Here is a 20,203-nt window from a genome sequence, read left to right on the forward strand (position 1 = left end):
GGGGTAAGATTGGATACAGCATTGCTTTTAAGACAATATTATGATGAATGTAAAGAACTGACTGATGTCGAAATTCAAGATTTGCTCATGGGTTCAAAGATTGTAGAAAGATTAACAAAAGATTATGATGAAAATGCTTTTTTTAATATTTTTAGATTGATTTGTTTGTCTGAAATCCCTTATATTGAACGCTTGAACTACACAAATAAAATCATTAATTTTGTTTCAGATAAATTATCTACACCTTTGGGGTTTTCGTATACAGGGAGTGTTCATTATATAGTGCCCTGTTATAACGCTATGCTTATGGAGGCATATGCGAGATTGGGATTGTCAGAATCGCAAGAAGTTAAAAATGCTTTAAACTGGATCAAAAAATATCAAATTTTTGAAAGAAATCAAAAAACGGCATGGGCATATGATGGGATTTGTAAGCATGGTGGCTGTATGCATGCAACACCTTGTTATATTGGGATAGGAAAAACAGTAAGAGCCCTCATCACATATGCGAAGATGACTCAGTATAAAGATGAAGAAGTAGAATGTTTTATTGATTTAGGAATAGAGTATATGCTTAAACATAGCATGTTTCAAAGATTATCAAATGGAAAGCCAATCAGTCCACATATAACTGATATTATGTTTCCGCAAGCATATATGTTATCACTTACTGATTTGGTTTATATAGTTAATCAAAGAAATCTCTGGCAAGATAAGCGTTGTAATGCTTTAAGAGAATTGCTTAAGCAAAAAGAAGTGGAGCCTTGTCAATGGAAAATTGATTATATTTATAGTCACAAAGGATATAAATCATTTGAGACAAGAAGAAATTCTTCTCAATGGATAGCATATTTGTTTTCTCAGAAATAGTTTTGTTATCAATAGAGATGGATGAAGAAAGGAAGAAAGATGTGTCAGGAATGTTATAGTGAAGCACCAAGAATAACACCATTGTTGAAACCATTAGAATGTTTAAAAAATCATACTCAATATATTTGTGGAACTTGTGGACGTTGTATCTGCATTGAAAAGGAGCCTCAAAGAGGATTGCAAAGATGGAACTTTCCATTTAAGTCACTTGATATAGCAAAACTATATTTAAGAACTGCTGATTATACAATGAAAACAAATTGTGGTATCTATGAAATAGAAAATGATAAAGGCAGAAAGTCATATAAGATATTTGCTAATAATGAAGATTTATACATTTATTTACAAAAAAACAATAAAAAGAAATGTTTATTAATGAAACCAGTATATCAAAAAAATCAATATCTTGAGTTTCCTCATACACAAGTCAGAAAATTAACTGCAGCAGAAATCAATACATATATAGATGAGAGATATTGATGAGTGATTTACAAAAGATTCCTGGAATAGGGAAAAGTATTGAACAAGATTTGTTTCATATCGGTATCAATTGTATTGATGATTTGAAGGGTAAAGATCCCGAACTCTTATTTATCAAATCTTGTGATTATAAAGGTTATCAAGAAGACCGATGTTTATTATATGTCTTTCGTTTGGCAGTTTATTATGCTGAAAATGAGAAACGTGATTCTAACAAATTAAAATGGTGGTATTGGAAAGATTATGAATAGAGCATATATGCATGAAGAATGTAAGTTATACATTCTTTTTTTATATAAAAGAATAATCAAATTTGCATGATTGTATTTTATAAGATATTTGATTTATCCTTCATGACATTGAAAATACGAATAGTATTGAATTCAATATATATTTATGAATGAGAGCAAGAATAACGACTGATTGACATCAGGTGTTAAGCTGGAACTTTTTTGATTTGAGAATTCTTGAATCTCATCTTTTCTTTGACATAATTTTCTCATGATATTTTCTATAATGAAAGAGGGGTGAAATCATGGAGGTCTATTTGGAAGTCACATATGCTATAAATGCATTGATGATCTTACTAACATTTGAATTATTGTGTTTTTTATTAAACCAACAAATGACTATAAAAGAACTGTTCAAATATACGCTTACCTATAACATATCGATCATTTTTCTTTTTATAGATTTCTTTGATGGGTTCCTCTTGTTATATGACTTACTCTTAACTCTTTTTTATTTTAAAAAACTCACTTATATCTATTACCCTTTGTTTTTATTTGTCTATATCTCATTATTGGCTTTTTTGGAGATGATATTACCATCTTCTACAATATTCCAGGGTGTTTTATTAGTAGAAGGTTTTGATTTTGTTTCATTACTTATTCTTACATTTATAGTACTTGGTATTTTTTATTTTTATATTGCATTTTGCCAACATAAACTTCAAAAAGATGAAATGGTCAGCGTTTCTTTTTTAGGGAAAGAATGTTTAGGATTTATAGATAATGGAAACAAAGTTTTTTATAAGGGATATCCTGTTATTTTTATTCGTCATTCTCTGTTGGAGACTTATGAAAAGATTGATAGCATTGTGATTGAGACAGCAAATCAGGTAGAGACAGTAGATATTATTGTTATGAAAGAGATAGAGATTAATCATCAAGTTCTACATCATGTTTACGTAGGAGTGATGTCATCTAACGAGTATGATTGTATTTTAAATTCTCAGTTACTAGGAGGCTTGTTATGATTTTACAATGGATTAAGCGTTGGCTATTCAAAAAGAAAGTTCTATTTTATATTGGTAGACATGATGTTTTAAAAGCACCTTTGAAAGGTAAAGAGGAAGCAGATGCTTTGGTAAAACTGCAACAAGGAGATGCTCAGGCTAGAGACTTGTTAATTGAGCATAATTTACGTCTTGTTGTTTATGTTGCTAAAAAGTATGATTCTGTTCAAAATGGGAGTATTGAAGATTTAATTAGTATTGGGACGATTGGATTAGTAAAAGCTGTCAATACTTTTAAAATGGATAAAAACATTAAATTGGCAACGTATGCATCACGCTGTATAGAAAATGAAATATTGATGTTTTTAAGAAAAAATAACAAATTAAGACAAGAAATATCTTTAGATGAACCTTTAAATGTAGATTATGATGGTAATGAATTATTATTGTCTGATATTATTGGGACTGATAAAGACATTGTTCAAGATGAAATTGAACATAATGATCAAAAAGAAAAATTCTATCGCGCTTTGCATCATTTAAATGAAAGAGAACAGGAAATATTAATGATGCGATATGGTTTGGTAGGCCATGATGAATTAACTCAAAAAGATGTTGCAGAGGTATTGGGGATATCACAATCATATATATCTAGATTAGAGAAAAAGATTATCAAAAAGTTACGAAATAAATTGAATGATGATGAATAATGTCATTTAAAATGGTGAGACTTCTATCAAAGGAGTCGAAAGTATGTCAAGGTACAAAGTTGAAATTAATGGTTATACTATCCAAGAATACGAAAAATTAAGTCATCAGGAAACGATGAACTTATTAGATCAATATCATCAAACAAATGATGAAAATATAAAGGAAAAACTTGTTCTTTCTAATTTGAAACTGGTCTTATCATTAGTCCAAAAATACCATCAGAGAGTCAGTAATTTAGATGATTTATTCCAAGTTGGTGTGATTGGTCTTATCAAAGCTATTGATCATTTTGATACATCATTAGATGTTCGTTTTTCCACATATGCAGTCCCTTTAATTATTGGAGAAATTAAACGCTATATTCGAGATAATTCACCAATGAGAATTCCACGGTCTATGCGTGATTTGGCATATAAAGCTTTATTGGCAAATGAGGAATATATGAAAAAGCATCATAAAGAAGCATCAACGAAAGAATTATCAAAGATTTTAGATGTTGATGAATTCTTATTAGTTGAGGCATTATCATCAACCAATAGTGTAACTTCTCTTTCACAGGAGGTTCAAAATGATGGGAATGGACAGATTGATTTAGAAAGCCAAATTCCGGACCGTAAAAATCAAATGGAAGATATGCAGAATTCAATTGATTTATATGAAGCTATGAATCACTTGGATGAAAAAGAATTGCAAATTATTAATGAGAGATATTTTAAAGGACATACGCAAAGTGAAATTGCTAAAGAACTATTTATTTCTCAAGCACAGGTTTCACGTATTGAAAAACAGGCTTTATCACATTTAAAGAAATATATGGTCTAGTGTTTGCATATATTGTATGGGTGATTGTATGCGATTTGTTTCTTTACAATGCAAAGATGTTGTGAATGCAGCAACTGGAACGAAGATTGGTTATGTTGTCGATGTTGAAATAGATCCACTTTGCCGATGTATACAGGCAATTATTGTGGAACGTGTATCAGCATTTCGATTGTTGTGTGTGTTTAAAGGTCCACCAACGTTTATTATTCCTATTGAAAATATTATAACAATAGGAGAAGATGTTATATTGGTGAATATTGAGTGTTAAATAAATAGCTATAAAGCAACTTATTTGGTAAAAAGAGAAATATTGGAAACAATTTTCTCTTTTTTTCATACACAGGTTATGTTATAATAAAGAAAGAAATATAAGGAGGTTACCTCATGGGATACGGACAAAAAGTAAAAAAATGGTTTTTTGAAGAAGAAGATGAAGACGATGATATTTATGAAGAGGTAGAAATAGATACAGAAGAAGAGCCTGCTAAAACAACAAGTATGTTTGAAAAAGCAAAATCTACAAAAACAAGTGATGCTGTAAGAGCTTTAAGTGCAAATAAAGATAGTCATTTGGTTTTGTTTGAGCCTAGAGCCTATAGTGAAACACAAGAAATAGCGATTTATTTAAAACAAAAAAGAGCAGCTGTAGTTAATTTGCATCGTTTACAAAAAGAACAATCTAAACGTGTGATTGATTTCTTGAGTGGAGTTATCTTTGCGATTGAGGGAGATATTCAACAAATTGGTCCTAAGATTTTTCTGTGTACACCTAAAAATATTGGAGTCAGTGGAAATATCACAATGGATTCAAATGAAAGTGAAGAATAATATAAGTATTAGCTCTTGCTAATACTTTCTTTTTGCTTATGTTAGAACATTTTAAAGGTGATGAAGCCTTTGTTAAGAAGATTTTAGATTGTCGCTATCAAGCTCTCAATCATCAAAGAATGATATTAACAGCTTTTTTAAATCCACATGAACAGAATATTGTATATAAAGTAATAGGAACTCAAGATTTACAAATTCATTGTCAGGGTGGCTTTAAAAATGCTGAGAATCAAAGACTTATTATTTGTCCAGATTTTTATGAAGTTTTATCAGAAGATTTTGAAATTGTAGTCGTTGAAGTTCTTTATCATCAGCAGTTTGGTAAATTGCAGCATAGAGATGTTTTGGGTGCTTTGATGAATTTAGGTATTAAGCGTGAGTGTATAGGAGATATTTATGATGCAGATAGATTATTCTTTGCTTGTACACAACAGACGTATTCATTTATACAAATGCATTTGAAACAAATAAAAAAATCTAAAATTCATTTAAAAGTAATCAATGAAACAATTGAAATTCAACACCAATATATGACAAAAACTTTCTTTTTATCAAGTTTTAGACTTGATAAAGTGGTTTCTACATTGTACAAAGTTCCTCGACAATTAGCAAGTGAGTCAATTCGTGCAGGAAATGTCAAAGTCAATCATAAAGATGTTGAAGAAGTCAGCTTTTTGTGTCATAATGATGATATAATATCCTTTAAGCGTCATGGGCGTGTGAAACTTGTAGATGAAAATCGACAAACGAAGCAGGGAAATCATGTTGTGACAGGGTATTTTTATAAGTGAGGTGAAAGATGTGGAACAATTTGATAGACAATTTCGAGGTTATAATAGGCTTGAGGTTGATGATTATATCAATGAGTTAAAACAACAAATTCAAGAACAGACAGAGACAATCCAATCTTTACAAGGTGAAATAGATCAGTTGAATGAACAAAATACCTTACTTACAAAAGAATTAAATGTTCATGAAAAAACGAATGAAGAGATTGCGAGATTGGCATTAAAAGAAGCGAGTGAATTAATTGAAAAGGCTAAAAGAAATGCCAATATGATATTAAAAGAATCAATGGAATATGTTAGAGGTTTATCTAAAGATATGGATAATTTCAAGCAAGAAGCTATTGATTTTAGAGCAAATGTTGTAAAAATGAGTGAAGATATGTTAGAAACTATTGACAAATCTGAAATTTTTAGTTTAATAAGAGAAGAAAAAGAAAATTAACTACGAAGATGGAGACTGTTTATAAAGGAAACTTAGAGAGAACTTGTGGCTGGTGAAAACAAGGAAGTTAAATTTATAATGAATCACTCCTGAGTAGCGTCCTGAAAATAAGTAGGGATTAGCCGTTGGTCGCGTTAAGACATTGAGAGCATATCTATGTGATATGAAAAAAAGGTGGTACCGCGTTTAAACGTCCTTTATTGGGCGTTTTTTTATTTAGAAAGGAAGGAAAAAATATGAACTATAAAGACACACTATTAATGCCAAAAACTGAATTTGAAATGCGAGGGAATCTTCCTAAAAAAGAACCTGCATATGTACAAAGATGGCAAGATTCATCAATGTATGAAAAAGTTGTTAAACAAAATGAAGGAAAAGATGCTTTTGTATTTCATGATGGTCCACCATATGCAAATGGAAATATGCATATTGGACATATGATGAACAAAGTTATTAAAGATGTTATCTGTCGTTATAAAAACATGGAAGGATTTTATACTCCATTTATTCCAGGATGGGATACACATGGCTTACCAATTGAAAATGCTATTCAAAAGTTAGGCGTGAATCGTAAAGCGATGACGACTGCTGAGTTTAGAGAAAAATGTCGTGAATATGCATTGGAACAGGTTCATAAACAAATGGAGCAGTGTATAAGAGTAGGAACATTTGCAGATTATAAACATCCATACCTAACATTAATGCCTGAATTTGAAGCAAATCAAATTGATGTTTTTGCGAAAATGGCAATGGAAGGTTTGATTTATAAAGGTTTAAAACCAGTATACTGGTCACCATCAAGTGAATCTGCATTAGCTGAGGCAGAGGTTGAATATCATGATGTGAAAAGTCCTACAATTTTTGTTAAGTTTGCAGTTAAGGATGGCAAAGGTATTTTGGATAATGAGACAAGTTTTGTGATTTGGACAACAACACCTTGGACAATTCCAGCAAACTTAGCAATCTGTTTAAATGCTGATTATACTTATGCACTTGTTCAAAGTGAAAAGGGCAAATTATTAGTACTTGAAGAACTTGTTGATTCTTTATGGGAAAAATTTGGTTTAGAACAAAAAGAAATTCTACAAAGATTCAAGGGTTCTGAATTGGAAATGATAACATGTCAGCATCCTTTATATGATCGTGAATCATTAGTTATTCTAGGTGACCATGTGACTGCTGAGGCAGGAACTGGCTGTGTTCATACAGCCCCTGGATTTGGGATGGATGACTTCGTTGTTGGACAAAAATATGGATTAGATATTTATTGTAATGTTGATGCTCATGGAAAAATGATGGAAGATTGTGGTGAATGGCTAGCTGGTCAGTATGTTGATGATGCTAACAAAACTGTGACAATGAAACTGGATGAATTGGGTGTTTTATTAAAGCTTGAATTTATTACTCATAGTTATCCTCATGATTGGCGTACTAAAAAACCAATTATCTTTAGAGCAACTGATCAATGGTTCTGCTCAATTGACAAGATTAGAGAAAAATTATTGAGTGAAATTGATAAGGTCAATTGGTTAAATGAATGGGGGCATGTCCGTATCTATAATATGATTAGAGATCGTGGTGACTGGTGTATTTCTAGACAAAGAAGTTGGGGAGTACCAATCCCAATTATCTATTGTGAAGATGGAACCCCAATTATGGAAAAAGAGGTTTTTGAACATATTTCGCATTTATTTAGAGAATATGGGTCTAATGTTTGGTTTGAAAAAGATGAAAATTTCTTATTGCCAGAAGGTTATACAAATGAGCATTCACCAAATGGTATTTTTAGAAAAGAAAAAGATATTATGGATGTCTGGTTTGATTCTGGTTCATCACATACAGGAGTTATGAAAGAAAGAGGATATCCATATCCAGTTGATTTATATTTTGAAGGTAGTGACCAATATCGTGGTTGGTTTAATTCCTCTTTGATTATTGGAACAGCGGCACATGGCTGTGCTCCATATAAAACTGTCCTTTCTCATGGATTTGTTTTAGATGGTAAAGGAAATAAGATGTCTAAATCATTGGGGAATACTGTTGATCCAATTAAAATGGTCAATCAATATGGAGCAGATATTTTAAGATTATGGGCAACTTCAATTGCTTATCAGTCTGATGTCCGTATTTCAGATGAGATTATGAAACAAGTTGCTGAAAATTATCGTAAGATGAGAAATACAATGAGATTTGTTCTTGGAAATTTATCTGATTTTAAATCTTGTGATGTTGTAGAAACTTCAAAACTTGAAGGTGTAGATCAGTATATGTTAGTAGAATTAAATCAACTTGTCAAAGGATATAAAGAAGCTTTAAATCAATATGATTTTAGTGAAGCTAATCAATTGATTTTAAATTGTTTTACGAATACATTAAGTGCATTCTATATGGATTTCACAAAAGATATTCTCTATATTGAAAAAGCAGACGGATTGAGAAGAAGACAAGTTCAGACTGTCTTGTATCATTATGCAAAAACAATGATGAAATTATTATCTCCAGTATTAGTCTTTACTGCAGAAGAATTACATGATCATTTCCATTGTGATGAAAACAAAGCAGAGTCTGTATTCTTAGAACCAAAACCAGAATTATTGAATATTGATAATGCTGAAAGTATTAAAGCATATTATGATCGTTTCTTAATGGTTAGAAAAGATGTTATGAAAGCATTAGAAGACTTAAGAAATGAAAAAGTGATTAAATCTAATATGGAAGCAAAATTAACAATTTGTTTTAAAGATGAATATGAGGATATGGCTCAATTGGTTAATGATTTAAAACAGTTATTTATTGTTGCTAAAGTGGAGTTAACAGATGATTTAACTGATTTGGTAGAATTTGATACTGCATATATGAAAGCAGAAAAATTCAATGGTATTCAATGTCCTAGATGTTGGAACTATTATGATGAAGATGAAATGGAAGGTGAACTTTGTCACCGATGCCATGATGTAATGAATGGATAAAAAAGAAAATGGTACTTTGTACCATTTCTTTTTAGAAAGGATTAAAAAATGAGTCAAAAATTAAAAGGATCAGTGTTTCTGTTTATAGCAGCGTTGATTTGGGGAAGTTCATTTATTGTAATGAAAAGTGCAGTTGATTTTTTGACACCAGCTGTATTGTTACTGATACGTTTTGTACTCGCTGCTATTTTCTTAGCAATTCTCTTTTTTTCCAAGATTAAGAATTTATCAAAAGAGAATATATTGGGTGGTATGTTAACAGGTTGTTGTTTATTTGCTGCATATTATGTACAGACATGGGGTTTATCTTTTACAACACCAGGTAAGAATGCTTTTTTAACTGCTGTTTATTGTGCGATTGTCCCTTTTCTTGTTTGGATAATTCATCATAAAAGACCTGATATTTATAATTTTATTGCAGCATTTATTTGTATTCTAGGGATTGGTTGTGTTTCTCTTAATGGTGATTTATCTATCAATATTGGTGATTTATTAACATTGTGTGGTGGCTTTTTATATGCAATCCACATTTTAATGATAAAAAAGTTTTCAACAGGTGTAGATGGTGGTGCATTTACAACCTTTCAGTTTATTGGTGGAGCCTGTGTAGCTTTGGTGGTTACAGTATTGAGTGAAGATATCACGTTAGTTGGCCACATTCAATCATCTATTTTCTTGCAATTGTTTTATCTAGCATTCTTTGCCACTGCAGTGACAATGGTATGTCAAACTATTGGGCAAAAATATACAAGTGAATGTAATGCTTCTTTAATTTTATCTTTAGAGTCAGTTTTTGGAGTTGCATTTTCAGTTATTTTTTATGGTGAGATTTTAACGTTAAAAGTCATTCTTGGATTTATTTTAATTTTTATAGCTATTATTATCTCTGAAACAAAGTTGTCTTTTTTAAAGAAAGGTGGAATGTTGGATGAAGAAGATCGTTAGTTCACTCATTGCTTGTTTGCTGATTTTCCTCTCTATACAACCAATCCATGCATATACAAATATAAACATTGAATTATATTCTCAATATGCTTATTTATATGACCGTGATACTTCGCTTGTTTATATGGAAAAGAAAAGTAATGAAAAGATATATCCAGCAAGCATGACAAAGATTTTAACTGTGAGTTTGGCTTTAGACTATATTACTGATCTTCAGGAAGTTGTAACAATAAAGCAAGCTGATTTTAAAGGGGTTGTTGAAGAAGGGGCAACTGTTGCTGGGCTATTTCCAGGAGAAAAGGTGACATATGAGGATTTATTATATGGCGCTTTACTGCCATCTGGTGCTGATGCTTGTCAGGCTCTAGCACGTTTGATATTTGGAGATGTTGATCATATGGTCACTGCCATGAATGAAAAAGTCATAGAATTAGGATTGCAGCAAACCCATTTTATGAATGTGACAGGATTGCATGATGAAAAACATTATACGACTGCTCATGAAATGGCTCTAATATTGAATCATGCTTTACAAAATAAGGAGTTCGTAAAAGTTTTTGAGGCACGTTCTTATAAAAGTTCAAAAGGTAATCATCAGTGGATTTCATCTTTACAAAATGCAAAAGATAATAAAGATATGGATGTAAGCTTAATAAATGGTGGCAAGAGTGGATTTACTGATGAAGCAGGATTGACTTATGCATCAACAATGACAATTGATCAGCATCGGTTAATTCTTGTCACTGCAAAAGCAGAAGATAGGAGAAAGAGAAATCATATCCGTGATGCTGCAACTGTTTCTCAATATATGGATCAATCTTTCCATAATGTCGTGCTTTATAAAAAAGACGAAGAGATTGATACCTTTTGGGTATTGAAATCATTTCAAGGTTCATATCAAATGAAAGCTCAACAAGATATATCACTTTTGGTTGAGAAGACAATAAACAAATCAGACTTGGATATACAAGTTAATATTCAAAAATGGAAAGAGGCGCCTATATATAAAGGCGACGGATTGGCAATTATTAGCGTCAATTATCAAGGAGAACCTATATATAAATATATTGAAACAATGCCTGAAACAATTCAAAGTTCAACAGCTGCTATTGTTTTACATTATGGAATCATAATTGGATTTCCTGGATTGTGCATATTTATTATTGGCTTAAAAATCTATCAAAGAAAGAAAAAGAAGGTCTAGAGTCCAAATTCACAGAGATATGTTTTGCTTTGCAATGATCTTTTGTTAAGGTAACTCATGGATGACATGAATAATGTTTCTTTGATGCAAAAGGAATTGTTTTAAAATAAGTAGTAATTAGAACAATGAAATACGTAGGGTAGCATTCTATATAAAACGAAAGTTATCGGTTTTATTGAGAATAATGCAGTAGATTTTGTATTAAAAAAAGAACTGATTGTTTGATAATGATCAGTTCTTTTTTTTGTCTTCTTTCAATTCAACAATTCTATCTAATCCATAACCGATGAATCTTCCAATAAAAATCACTATAACACCAACAATTGGAAAGACTGCGTTATTTTGAAAGATAGAATACCAAATAATTAATCCAAAACCAATTGCATATCCAAGTGCTGAAAAGATTTTCATATATTTTGTTGACTTCAATTCATTCATGATTTCACCCCATTTTATATACTAATTTATTATAACATCTTTCATTATTTTTTCAATACTGTTATAATAATACTGATATTGGAGGATGTTATGAGAAAAGGTTGTTTATTTGATTTAGATGGAACATTAGTTAATTCTTTAACAGATTTGGCTCTATCTACAAATGAAGTTTTAAGAAATCATCAATTGCCACAACATGATATTTCAAAATATAATCATTTTGTTGGAAATGGGATACAAAAATTAATGGAAAGAGCTTTAGGGCAGGAACATCTTGATATTCTTGATGAATGTCTAAGAGAGTTTCAGGTTGTCTATGCAAGGCGTTATCTGGATCATACCCAACCTTATGAGGGGATTATGGAACTTATAGAGACTTTATATGATCAGGGAATCAAATTATCGGTTGTTACAAATAAACCTCATGATATGGCCATTCAAATTGTTGAACATCTTTTTCCAAATCGGTTTGTATCTATTTTAGGTCAGCAGGATGCATATCCTATAAAACCTAATCCAGAGTCGGTACATTTCGCTTTAATGGCAATGAAATTAAGTCGTCAGGATTGTTATTTTATTGGTGATAGTGATGTGGATATAGAAACAGGCTATCGTGCAGATATGAAAACAATAGGGGTTTCATGGGGATTTAGAGGAAGGCTTGAACTTGAAGAGGCTGGCGCTGATTATGTGGTAGATGAAGCTATGGAGATATGGAGGATTATTAATGAAAATTGGGGTGAGTAGTTGTTTGCTTGGCGTAAAATGCACATATAATGGCTCACATAATCTTGTTTTAGGTTTCAAACAATTATATGATTTAGGTTTTGTTGTTGAAGTTTGTCCAGAGGTTCTTGGTGGATTATCTACACCACGTGACCCAGCAGAAATTCAGCCAGGAGAATTGTTACGAATTGAGACATGTCAACATGTTGATGTTACAAATGAGTATATCTTGGGTGCTCAAAAAGCATTAGAAATATTGAAAGAAAATAATGTAGAAGTTGTTGTTTTAAAGTTTAGGAGTCCTAGTTGTGGGAATCAAGGTATTTATGATGGAACATTTTCTCATCAGCTAATTGATGGACAAGGTGTCTTTGCAAAATTATGTGAAGAGAATGGAATGAAAGTTTTTAATGAGAACCAAATAGAGGAGTTCTTAAAATATATAGGAAAGGAAGAAGAATATGGGACATATTTTAAAGATTCAACCAGTTTTTAAAGAAATGATTTGGGGAGGACATAAATTAAGAGATATTTATGGTTATGATATCCCTAGTGATCAAACAGGTGAATGCTGGGCGATTTCAGGACATAAAAATGGAGATTGTATTATTGGTGATGGTGAGTATCAAGGAAAAAGTGTGGCTTGGCTGTTTGAAAATCATAGAGAACTTTTTGGAGATGTCGAAGGGAACCAATTTCCTTTATTAGTGAAGATTATTGATGCAAAGAATGATTTATCTGTACAAGTTCATCCAAATGATGAATATGCAGGAAAACATGAAAATTCTTTAGGAAAAACAGAGTGCTGGTATGTATTGCAGGCTGATGAAGGAACAAAAATGGTTATGGGACATCATGCCAAAACAAAAGAAGAATTTGTAAAAGCAATTGAAAATGATGACTATGATCATTTATTGAATTCTTTTGAAATTCATAAAGGGGATTTCTTCTATATTCCAACAGGAACAATTCATGCTATCTGCAGTGGTTCTCTTATTTATGAAGCACAGCAATCATCAGATATTACATATCGTGTTTATGATTATCATAGAAAAGATAAAGATGGAAATGAAAGACAGCTTCATGTTCAACAATCAATTGATGTGACAAGTGTTCCATCTCTTCATTCATCTAATACTCTATTTACAAATTCACATTTAGATAATGGTTCTAAAACACGCTATGTAGATAGTGAATTCTTTGTAGTGGATTGTTATAGGTTGACTGGAGAAAATACGATTTTAAATGATAAACCTTTCCAAATGGTTAGTATTCTTGAAGGAGAAGGAATAATGGATGGTCAAGCTGTTAAGAAAGGTGATCATTTTATTGTATGCAGTGATCAAAACGAGGTTGTTTATGATGGTGTTATGACTATCATGATAACAACATTATAAACAAGCAGATTTTTAATCTGCTTTTCTTTATAGATGGAAATAGGAGGGAAAATATGGATCAAAAAGAAAATGCATTGCAATGTATGATTGAATGGTTAAGTCACGAAAATGAATTGGGGAAAGCACCTAGTCAAATTCAAATTGCTGGTGAGTTTGACTTACATAATTTACATTACTATATTTTTAAGTTTAAAAAATCTCGATTCTCATCATGGCTTGTAGGGGTATGTGGTGGTTATCATGAAGATGAAATTGGTCATTGTGGTCATATTTTTAGCGAATATGAAAATTATCATGAAGATACTGCACAACAAAAATGTATCAATATGATTGAACAAATTAGAGAATATTGGATGAATGCAGCGAATGAAAGTGATGAATTAAAAGAGCGTACATTGTTTGTTCATTTTGTTTTATTAAAAGACTCAAATGTAAATCTTAAAGATGTTTTTCATTATCTCAAAGAAAATTGCCATATAGAGTGTAATCAAATTGAAGAGAGCAAAGGAAATGTTTATGTTGCGAATGTCAAAGAATCAATGATATCTGTTTCTATTATGGAAACTCCAGTTCCTGAAGGAGAGGCAGAATATTATGCACAAGGCTGCTATATGTGGGAAGATGCTGTTGAGCAAGTCAAGGAACATAAAGCACATATTATTGTCACGACAAGTGGGCATGGTATTGATACAAGAGAGGCTATGTTATTGCAATCACAACTTATTGATGCTTGTTTCAATTTTGAACAGTCTATTGCGGTTTATGGTGATGAGATGGTTTGGCCTAAGCATATTTATCGTGATATTATGAATGATTATTATCAAGATGAATCATTACCTGTTATGTTATGGGTTTATTTAGGAATTGTTACAAATCAAGAAGGAAATCACATTTATACAATCGGATTAAAGAATTTTGGACATTATGAAATAGAAACATTGCCAACAACCATACAGCTTTCAGAACTTCATGAATTCATGTTTAATGTCATTTGTTATATAATTGAGCAAAGGGCTGAATTACATCAAGGAGAAACGATTGGTGTCAGTGCTACACAAAAATGTCAAATTACTTTAAGTCAAGGAATTTTTTTGGATGAAAAAACTCTCAAGATTGAAGTTGTTGATATTGAATAAAGTTTTATATTCTAAATGTAATGATAGGGTAAAGATGTTTTTATAATCTGAAGAAATTATTTATTCTTCAGATTTTTTGGATAATTATAATCAAAGTAAAAAAGGCTATAGACTTTTCAATTTATATGATTTGTGTCATAATAAGAAACGTGAAAAGGGGAGAAAAAGCATGTCAGATATATATCAAGACGCATTAAGAATGCATGAAAAAACAAAAGGAAAACTAGAAATTCAATTAAAGGTACCGTTAAACGAAAGTCATGATTTATCATTAGCATACACACCTGGAGTTGCTCAACCATGTCGTGAAATTGCTAAGGATAAAGAAGCTGTTTATAAATATACATGGAAGCACAACAGTGTTGCTGTTGTAAGTGATGGAACAGCTGTTTTGGGATTGGGTGATATTGGTCCAGAAGCAGCATTGCCAGTTATGGAAGGAAAATCAATATTATTTAAAAAATTTGGTGATATTGATGCAGTTCCAATCTGTTTAGATACTAAAGATCCAAAGGAAATTATTCAGATTGTTAAAGCAATGGCACCAACATTTGGTGGCATCAATTTAGAGGATATTAGTGCACCACGCTGTGTTGAGATAGAACGTACATTAATTAACGAATTAGATATTCCTGTTTTCCATGATGATCAACATGGAACAGCTATCGTTGTCACTGCTGGTTTATTAAATGCTTTAAAAGTTGTTCATAAAGATATTCAAGATATAACTGTTGTTGTGAGTGGAACAGGGGCAGCTGGAAGTTCTATTATTAAAATGATTCATTCTCTAGGAGTAAAAGAAATCTATGGTTTTAATATTCATGGTATTGTTACAAAAGAAGATTATGCTCAATATGATTTTTTAACACAGGAATTAACTGAAATTACAAATTCTCAGGCAAAGCGTATGACAATGGCTGAAGCACTTAAAGAGGCTGATGTTTTTATTGGTGTTTCTGCACCAGGTTTATTAACGCAAGAGATGGTTAAAGATATGAAAAAAGACCCTATTGTATTTGCAATGGCCAATCCAGAGCCTGAAATCAAGTATGATGATGCAATTGCAGCGGGTGTTGCAGTTATGGGAACTGGTCGTTCAGATTTCCCAAATCAAATTAATAATGTATTGGCCTTTCCTGGATTATTTAAAGGAGCATTAGATGTAACAGCACGTAAGATTACTGAAGGTATGAAAATGGCTGCTGCAAGAGGTTTGGCATCACTTGTCAGTGAAGAGGAACTTTCTCCAACATATGTTATTCCTCGTGCATTAGATCCACGTGTTGCTAAAGTTGTAGCAAAAGCAGTGTCTCAAAAAGCACAAGAAGAAGGTGTTTCAAGAATATAGATACACATGTATCTTCTTTAGATTTATTTGAGAAAGGAGGCTATTATGAGAACAGAATGGTCAAAAGCTGGATATAAACTAAGATTAGCGCAAAAGCAAGATGCTGAACCATATTTTAGGAATAATTTCAATCCTTTGGATTCAGAAACAGCTAGGTTGACAGGTAGCCAAAAACATTTTGAATTGGATAAAGTTATTTCATTTTTTTATCAATGCCTGGATGCTAGTGATCGATATGATTTTATGATTATTTCTCCTGAAGGTAAAATTATTGGTGAAAGTGTTATTAATGAAATTGATAATGATTTAAGAAGTGCTAATTTTCGTATATGTTTATTTCATCCGACTGATTATGGAAAAGGGATTGGAACATGGGCTCTGGAAAAAACAAGAGATTTTGCTTTTCAAGAACTGCATCTGCATCGTTTAGAATTAAATGTCTTTTCGTTTAATGTGAGAGCCATTAAAGCATATAAACATGCTGGATTTCGTCAAGAGGGCATATTAAAAGATGCTATTAAAGATGGTGATAAGTATGCTGATAATATTCTAATGGCTATATTAGAAGATGAATGGAAGTCTTGTAAATAGGAAAGATATGTAAAAATTTATCCTTTTTCTTTATAAATTATTATCATTGTCAGTGACGTTTATCTTTATTCTGTTATCTCTATGTCGTTTCATTTGATTGCTATTGCACTATGTAGCATTTAACTGTTTTTTTGATATTCAAAAGAGTATATTGAAAAAAGAAGTCCTCTAAACTATGAGAACTTCTTTTTCACTTGTGTTTTTGAGATCAAAATATTAGTACATTCCTGGAGCACCTATTGGAACTGGAGCAGGATTGTCTTCTTTAATAGGGGCAACACCAGCTTCTGTTGTAATGAATAATGCAGATATACTTGCGGCATTTAATAAAGCGCTACGTGTTACCTTTGTTGGGTCAATAATACCTTTATCAAACATTGCAACCCATTCACCATCTTTTGCATCAAAGCCTTGACCTTCAGGAGACTTCATTTGTTTTTCAACGATTTCATCACTATTATAGCCAGCATTTTCAGCAATTTGACTCATTGGGGCAAGCAATGCATCTAAAACAACCTTAATACCTTTTTGTTTATCAATATCTTTATCTTTTAATTGATCTTTTAAAGCAACATAAGCATTAACTAATGTCACACCGCCACCCATAACAATTCCTTCACTGACAGCAGCTTTTGTTGCATTTAATGCATCTTCGATTCTTAATTTCTTTTCTTTTAATTCTGATTCAGTTGCACCACCGACTTTGATAATAGCAACACCATTACTTAATTTACCTAATCTTTCAGCATAATTTTTCTTATCATATTCACTTTTTGAATTATTCATTTGTTGAGTAATTTCATGAACACGTTGATCAATTGCATCTTTTTCACCAGCGCCACCAATCATAGTTGAGTGATCTTTAGTAATATGAACTTTTTTAGCTGATCCTAATTCATCCATTTGCATATCTTTTAAATTCATATTTAAATCTTTACTATAGAATTTTGCATTTGTTAATATTGCAATATCTTGTAAGATTTCTTTTTGATTATCACCAAAACCTGGTGCTTTTGTTGCAACAACATTAAATGTTCCTCTTAATTTATTAACAACTAATGTAGAAATGACTTCTTGTTCGAAATCATCAGCAATTAACAATAAAGATTTATTGGCTTGCATAACTTGTTCAAGAATTGGTAGAATTTCTTGGATTGTATTGATTTTTTGATCAGTAACCATAATCATTGGATTGTCTAAATCAACAGTCATTTTTTCTCGATCTGACACCATATATGGAGATACATAACCTTTATCATATTGCATACCTTCAGCAACTTCTAATTCAGTATCAAAACTGTTTGATTCATCAACACTGATGACCCCATCTCTACCGACTTTTTCCATCGCCTGTGCAATAATTTTACCAATCTCTTGATCACCAGCTGAAATTGTTGCAACACTTTCAATATCATTGCTTGTTTCTACAATATGAGATTTATCTAAAATATATTTAGCAACTTCCTTGCTTGCATAATCAATACCTTCACGCATTAAAACAGGATTAGCACCTTTTTCAACGGCTTTTAATCCATTTTGAATCATACTTTGGGCTAGAATAGTCGCAGTTGTTGTACCATCTCCAGCAACATCATTTGTCTTATTGGCAACTTCATAGACAAGTTTAGCACCCATATTTTCAAAAGTATCTTCTAGTTCTATTTCTTTAGCTATACTAACTCCATCATTTGTAATGAGTGGTGAACCATATCCCTTATCTAAAACAACATTTCGTCCTTTTGGACCAATTGTAACTTTCACAGCATCAGCCAAAGTATTGACACCTTTTAACATTGCATCTCTAACATCTTTAGAAAAACGAATCTCTTTACTCATGATTAATTCCTCCTATTCAACAATCGCTAAAATATCTTCTTCTTCTAAAATCATATATTCAGTTTCTTCATCTTTAAATTTTGTTCCTGAATATTCCTTGAAAATAACAGTCATTCCTTCTTTTAAATGGTCGTCACATTTTGGACCAACAGCAACAACTGTTGCTTGATTGCTTGCCTGTTCCTTTGGATTGGTGAGAATAATCCCACTTGCAGTTTGCTTTTCAGCTTGCTCCTTTTTTAAAATAACATAGTCATGTAATGGCTTTAACATTTTTATTCCTCCTTTTTATGCTTAGCACTCATAACTATAGATTGCTAACACAAATAATTATAAACTTAAATGTGAATTGAATATGAACTTTTTGGCACTAGTTATAAGAAAGTGCTAAATACCTATCATTTTATCTATATTTTATGTATAATAAAAAAGAAGGTGAGATAATGAAGACAAGGCAAGAAATCATTACATATTGTTTAACATATCAAAATGTATATGAAGATTATCCATTCTCTGATACGAATTGGACATGTATGAGACATCACGAAAATCATAAAATATTTGCGTGGATATTTGAAAGAAATGGAAGTATTTGGGTGAATGTGAAGGGAACAAAAGGGTGGTTAGATTTTTTTAGAGAAAAATATAAATCTGTTGTTCCAGGTTATCATTTAAGTAAAGAACATTGGAATTCAATTATTCTAGATGGTACAGTTGATCCAAAAGATATTGAGATAATGATTCAAGAAAGCTATGATATAACTTTAGTTAAACGAAAAAGAAAATAATTTTGGAATAACGTTTGATTCTGTTATAATGTTAACGATGGAGGAAGAAGTATGGCAAAAAAAGATAAACGTTTTATAAGTATCTATGAACAAAGTTCATTTGCGACTGCAACGGAAATCCTCGTCGATAAAGAAACTGGTATTCATTATCTTTACCATTCAAGTGGGAATTCTGGAGGATTAACAATTCTTGTAGATCGTGAAGGAAAACCTATGATAACAACTGTTTTTCCAAAAGATGAGTAAAAAGGAGCGAATAAGATGAAAGCAATATTTAATCATTGTAATATTAATGTTACTAATTTAGAAAAGAGTATTCATTTTTATAAAGAAGCATTAGGCTTAGAAGTTATTCGAGAAAAAGAAGCAAGTGATGGCAGTTTTAAACTTGTTTATTTAAGTGATGGTGTTTCACCATTTCAATTAGAATTAACATGGTTAAAGGATCATCCTCAAAGTTATGAACTTGGAGAGAATGAAAGCCATATTTGTTTTACAGTTGATAACTATGAAGAAGCTCATGCATTACATCAGAGAATGAATTGTATTTGTTATGAAAATGAGGCTATGGGATTATATTTTATTAATGATCCAGATGATTACTGGTTTGAGATTATTAGAGAGAAATCATAGAAAATATGATTTTC

General features: G+C 31.4%; 25 protein-coding genes and 1 other annotated feature. Of the genes, 22 read left to right on the plus strand and 3 right to left on the minus strand.

From position 1 onward, the window contains the following. Positions 1 to 9 precede the first annotated feature (9 nt). The 13 genes from AC5M21_RS03000 to AC5M21_RS03060 all read left to right on the plus strand — a co-directional run bounded on the left by AC5M21_RS03000 (position 10) and on the right by AC5M21_RS03060 (position 11,296). Complete coding sequence (locus AC5M21_RS03000) at positions 10 to 870, plus strand: hypothetical protein (protein ID WP_008789461.1); 861 nt, start codon at positions 10 to 12, stop codon at positions 868 to 870. Between the two features lie 39 nt (positions 871 to 909). After that, on the plus strand, positions 910 to 1,350 hold the full coding sequence (locus AC5M21_RS03005; RefSeq protein ID WP_008789462.1) for a hypothetical protein: 441 nt from the start codon (positions 910 to 912) through the stop codon (positions 1,348 to 1,350). Continuing rightward, positions 1,350 to 1,601, plus strand: coding sequence for a helix-hairpin-helix domain-containing protein (locus tag AC5M21_RS03010; RefSeq protein ID WP_008789463.1), 252 nt, complete (start codon positions 1,350 to 1,352; stop codon positions 1,599 to 1,601). The genes AC5M21_RS03005 and AC5M21_RS03010 overlap by 1 nt, the downstream gene beginning before the upstream one ends. A 560-nt stretch (positions 1,602 to 2,161) precedes the next feature. Then, positions 2,162 to 2,608 carry a hypothetical protein gene (locus AC5M21_RS03015; RefSeq protein ID WP_147344841.1) on the plus strand — a complete coding sequence of 149 codons (447 nt, stop codon included), beginning with the start codon at positions 2,162 to 2,164 and terminating at the stop codon, positions 2,606 to 2,608. Beyond that, positions 2,605 to 3,297 carry an RNA polymerase sporulation sigma factor SigK gene (gene sigK / locus AC5M21_RS03020; RefSeq protein WP_008789465.1) on the plus strand — a complete coding sequence of 231 codons (693 nt, stop codon included), beginning with the start codon at positions 2,605 to 2,607 and terminating at the stop codon, positions 3,295 to 3,297. Before AC5M21_RS03015 ends, sigK begins: the two co-directional genes overlap by 4 nt. A 43-nt stretch (positions 3,298 to 3,340) precedes the next feature. Continuing rightward, positions 3,341 to 4,120, plus strand: a complete 780-nt coding sequence (locus AC5M21_RS03025) for a sigma-70 family RNA polymerase sigma factor (protein ID WP_008789466.1) — start codon at positions 3,341 to 3,343, stop codon at positions 4,118 to 4,120. Between the two features lie 28 nt (positions 4,121 to 4,148). Next, positions 4,149 to 4,388, plus strand: a complete 240-nt coding sequence (locus tag AC5M21_RS03030; protein WP_008789467.1) for a YlmC/YmxH family sporulation protein — start codon at positions 4,149 to 4,151, stop codon at positions 4,386 to 4,388. A gap of 116 nt (positions 4,389 to 4,504) precedes the next feature. Next, on the plus strand, positions 4,505 to 4,948 hold the full coding sequence (locus AC5M21_RS03035; protein ID WP_008789468.1) for a cell division protein SepF: 444 nt from the start codon (positions 4,505 to 4,507) through the stop codon (positions 4,946 to 4,948). A 38-nt stretch (positions 4,949 to 4,986) separates the two neighbouring features. Continuing rightward, positions 4,987 to 5,739: a YlmH family RNA-binding protein gene (locus AC5M21_RS03040; RefSeq protein WP_008789469.1), complete on the plus strand. Its 753-nt coding sequence runs from the start codon at positions 4,987 to 4,989 to the stop codon at positions 5,737 to 5,739. 10 nt (positions 5,740 to 5,749) lie between these two features. Further along, the gene (locus tag AC5M21_RS03045) at positions 5,750 to 6,178 is read left to right on the plus strand and encodes a DivIVA domain-containing protein (protein WP_008789470.1); all 429 of its coding nucleotides are present in this window, start codon (positions 5,750 to 5,752) and stop codon (positions 6,176 to 6,178) included. Then, positions 6,175 to 6,379, plus strand: a binding site (T-box leader). It overlaps the preceding gene by 4 nt. A 35-nt stretch (positions 6,380 to 6,414) precedes the next feature. Then, positions 6,415 to 9,147, plus strand: coding sequence for an isoleucine--tRNA ligase (gene ileS, locus AC5M21_RS03050; protein WP_117598766.1), 2,733 nt, complete (start codon positions 6,415 to 6,417; stop codon positions 9,145 to 9,147). A gap of 48 nt (positions 9,148 to 9,195) precedes the next feature. Further along, positions 9,196 to 10,092, plus strand: a complete 897-nt coding sequence (locus AC5M21_RS03055) for a DMT family transporter (protein ID WP_008789472.1) — start codon at positions 9,196 to 9,198, stop codon at positions 10,090 to 10,092. Continuing rightward, entirely contained in the window at positions 10,076 to 11,296 is a 1,221-nt protein-coding gene (locus tag AC5M21_RS03060) for a D-alanyl-D-alanine carboxypeptidase family protein (protein WP_008789473.1), read from the plus strand. Before AC5M21_RS03055 ends, AC5M21_RS03060 begins: the two co-directional genes overlap by 17 nt. 231 nt (positions 11,297 to 11,527) lie before the next feature. On the opposite strand, the gene AC5M21_RS03065 is transcribed toward AC5M21_RS03060, so the two are convergent. Continuing rightward, a complete protein-coding gene (locus tag AC5M21_RS03065) occupies positions 11,528 to 11,734 on the minus strand; it encodes a hypothetical protein (RefSeq protein WP_008789474.1) in 207 nt (68 codons plus the stop codon). A gap of 90 nt (positions 11,735 to 11,824) precedes the next feature. Here AC5M21_RS03065 and AC5M21_RS03070 point away from each other — a divergent pair, with 90 nt between their 5' ends. From AC5M21_RS03070 to AC5M21_RS03095, 6 genes are all read left to right on the plus strand, one after another. After that, entirely contained in the window at positions 11,825 to 12,481 is a 657-nt protein-coding gene (locus AC5M21_RS03070) for an HAD family hydrolase (protein ID WP_008789475.1), read from the plus strand. Further along, positions 12,462 to 12,956 (plus strand): 2-thiouracil desulfurase family protein, encoded by a 495-nt coding sequence (locus AC5M21_RS03075; RefSeq protein WP_008789476.1) that lies wholly within the window; start codon positions 12,462 to 12,464, stop codon positions 12,954 to 12,956. The genes AC5M21_RS03070 and AC5M21_RS03075 overlap by 20 nt, the downstream gene beginning before the upstream one ends. Further along, positions 12,922 to 13,857, plus strand: a complete 936-nt coding sequence (locus tag AC5M21_RS03080; RefSeq protein ID WP_008789477.1) for a type I phosphomannose isomerase catalytic subunit — start codon at positions 12,922 to 12,924, stop codon at positions 13,855 to 13,857. The genes AC5M21_RS03075 and AC5M21_RS03080 overlap by 35 nt, the downstream gene beginning before the upstream one ends. Before the next feature lie 53 nt (positions 13,858 to 13,910). Continuing rightward, entirely contained in the window at positions 13,911 to 14,993 is a 1,083-nt protein-coding gene (locus AC5M21_RS03085) for a DUF4261 domain-containing protein (protein WP_008789478.1), read from the plus strand. A gap of 169 nt (positions 14,994 to 15,162) precedes the next feature. Beyond that, on the plus strand, positions 15,163 to 16,341 hold the full coding sequence (locus tag AC5M21_RS03090; RefSeq protein WP_017143712.1) for an NAD(P)-dependent malic enzyme: 1,179 nt from the start codon (positions 15,163 to 15,165) through the stop codon (positions 16,339 to 16,341). A 45-nt stretch (positions 16,342 to 16,386) separates the two neighbouring features. After that, positions 16,387 to 16,932 carry a GNAT family N-acetyltransferase gene (locus AC5M21_RS03095; protein WP_008789481.1) on the plus strand — a complete coding sequence of 182 codons (546 nt, stop codon included), beginning with the start codon at positions 16,387 to 16,389 and terminating at the stop codon, positions 16,930 to 16,932. 216 nt (positions 16,933 to 17,148) lie between these two features. Here AC5M21_RS03095 and groL read toward each other — a convergent pair whose 3' ends face one another. Beyond that, positions 17,149 to 18,768, minus strand: coding sequence for a chaperonin GroEL (gene groL, locus AC5M21_RS03100; RefSeq protein WP_008789482.1), 1,620 nt, complete (start codon positions 18,766 to 18,768; stop codon positions 17,149 to 17,151). Between the two features lie 12 nt (positions 18,769 to 18,780). Continuing rightward, positions 18,781 to 19,041, minus strand: a complete 261-nt coding sequence (locus AC5M21_RS03105) for a GroES family chaperonin (protein WP_008789483.1) — start codon at positions 19,039 to 19,041, stop codon at positions 18,781 to 18,783. Between the two features lie 170 nt (positions 19,042 to 19,211). On the opposite strand from AC5M21_RS03105, the gene AC5M21_RS03110 reads away from it, so the two are divergent. The 3 genes from AC5M21_RS03110 to AC5M21_RS03120 are packed head-to-tail and all read left to right on the plus strand — an operon-like array spanning position 19,212 to position 20,189. After that, on the plus strand, positions 19,212 to 19,556 hold the full coding sequence (locus tag AC5M21_RS03110) for an MmcQ/YjbR family DNA-binding protein (protein WP_008789484.1): 345 nt from the start codon (positions 19,212 to 19,214) through the stop codon (positions 19,554 to 19,556). Between the two features lie 51 nt (positions 19,557 to 19,607). Next, positions 19,608 to 19,802 (plus strand): DUF6440 family protein, encoded by a 195-nt coding sequence (locus AC5M21_RS03115; RefSeq protein ID WP_008789485.1) that lies wholly within the window; start codon positions 19,608 to 19,610, stop codon positions 19,800 to 19,802. Positions 19,803 to 19,817: 15 nt separating this feature from the next. Continuing rightward, positions 19,818 to 20,189: a VOC family protein gene (locus AC5M21_RS03120; RefSeq protein WP_008789486.1), complete on the plus strand. Its 372-nt coding sequence runs from the start codon at positions 19,818 to 19,820 to the stop codon at positions 20,187 to 20,189. The last annotated feature ends 14 nt before the right edge of the window (positions 20,190 to 20,203 follow it).

The sequence above is a fragment of the Coprobacillus sp. genome, from assembly GCF_984815275.1.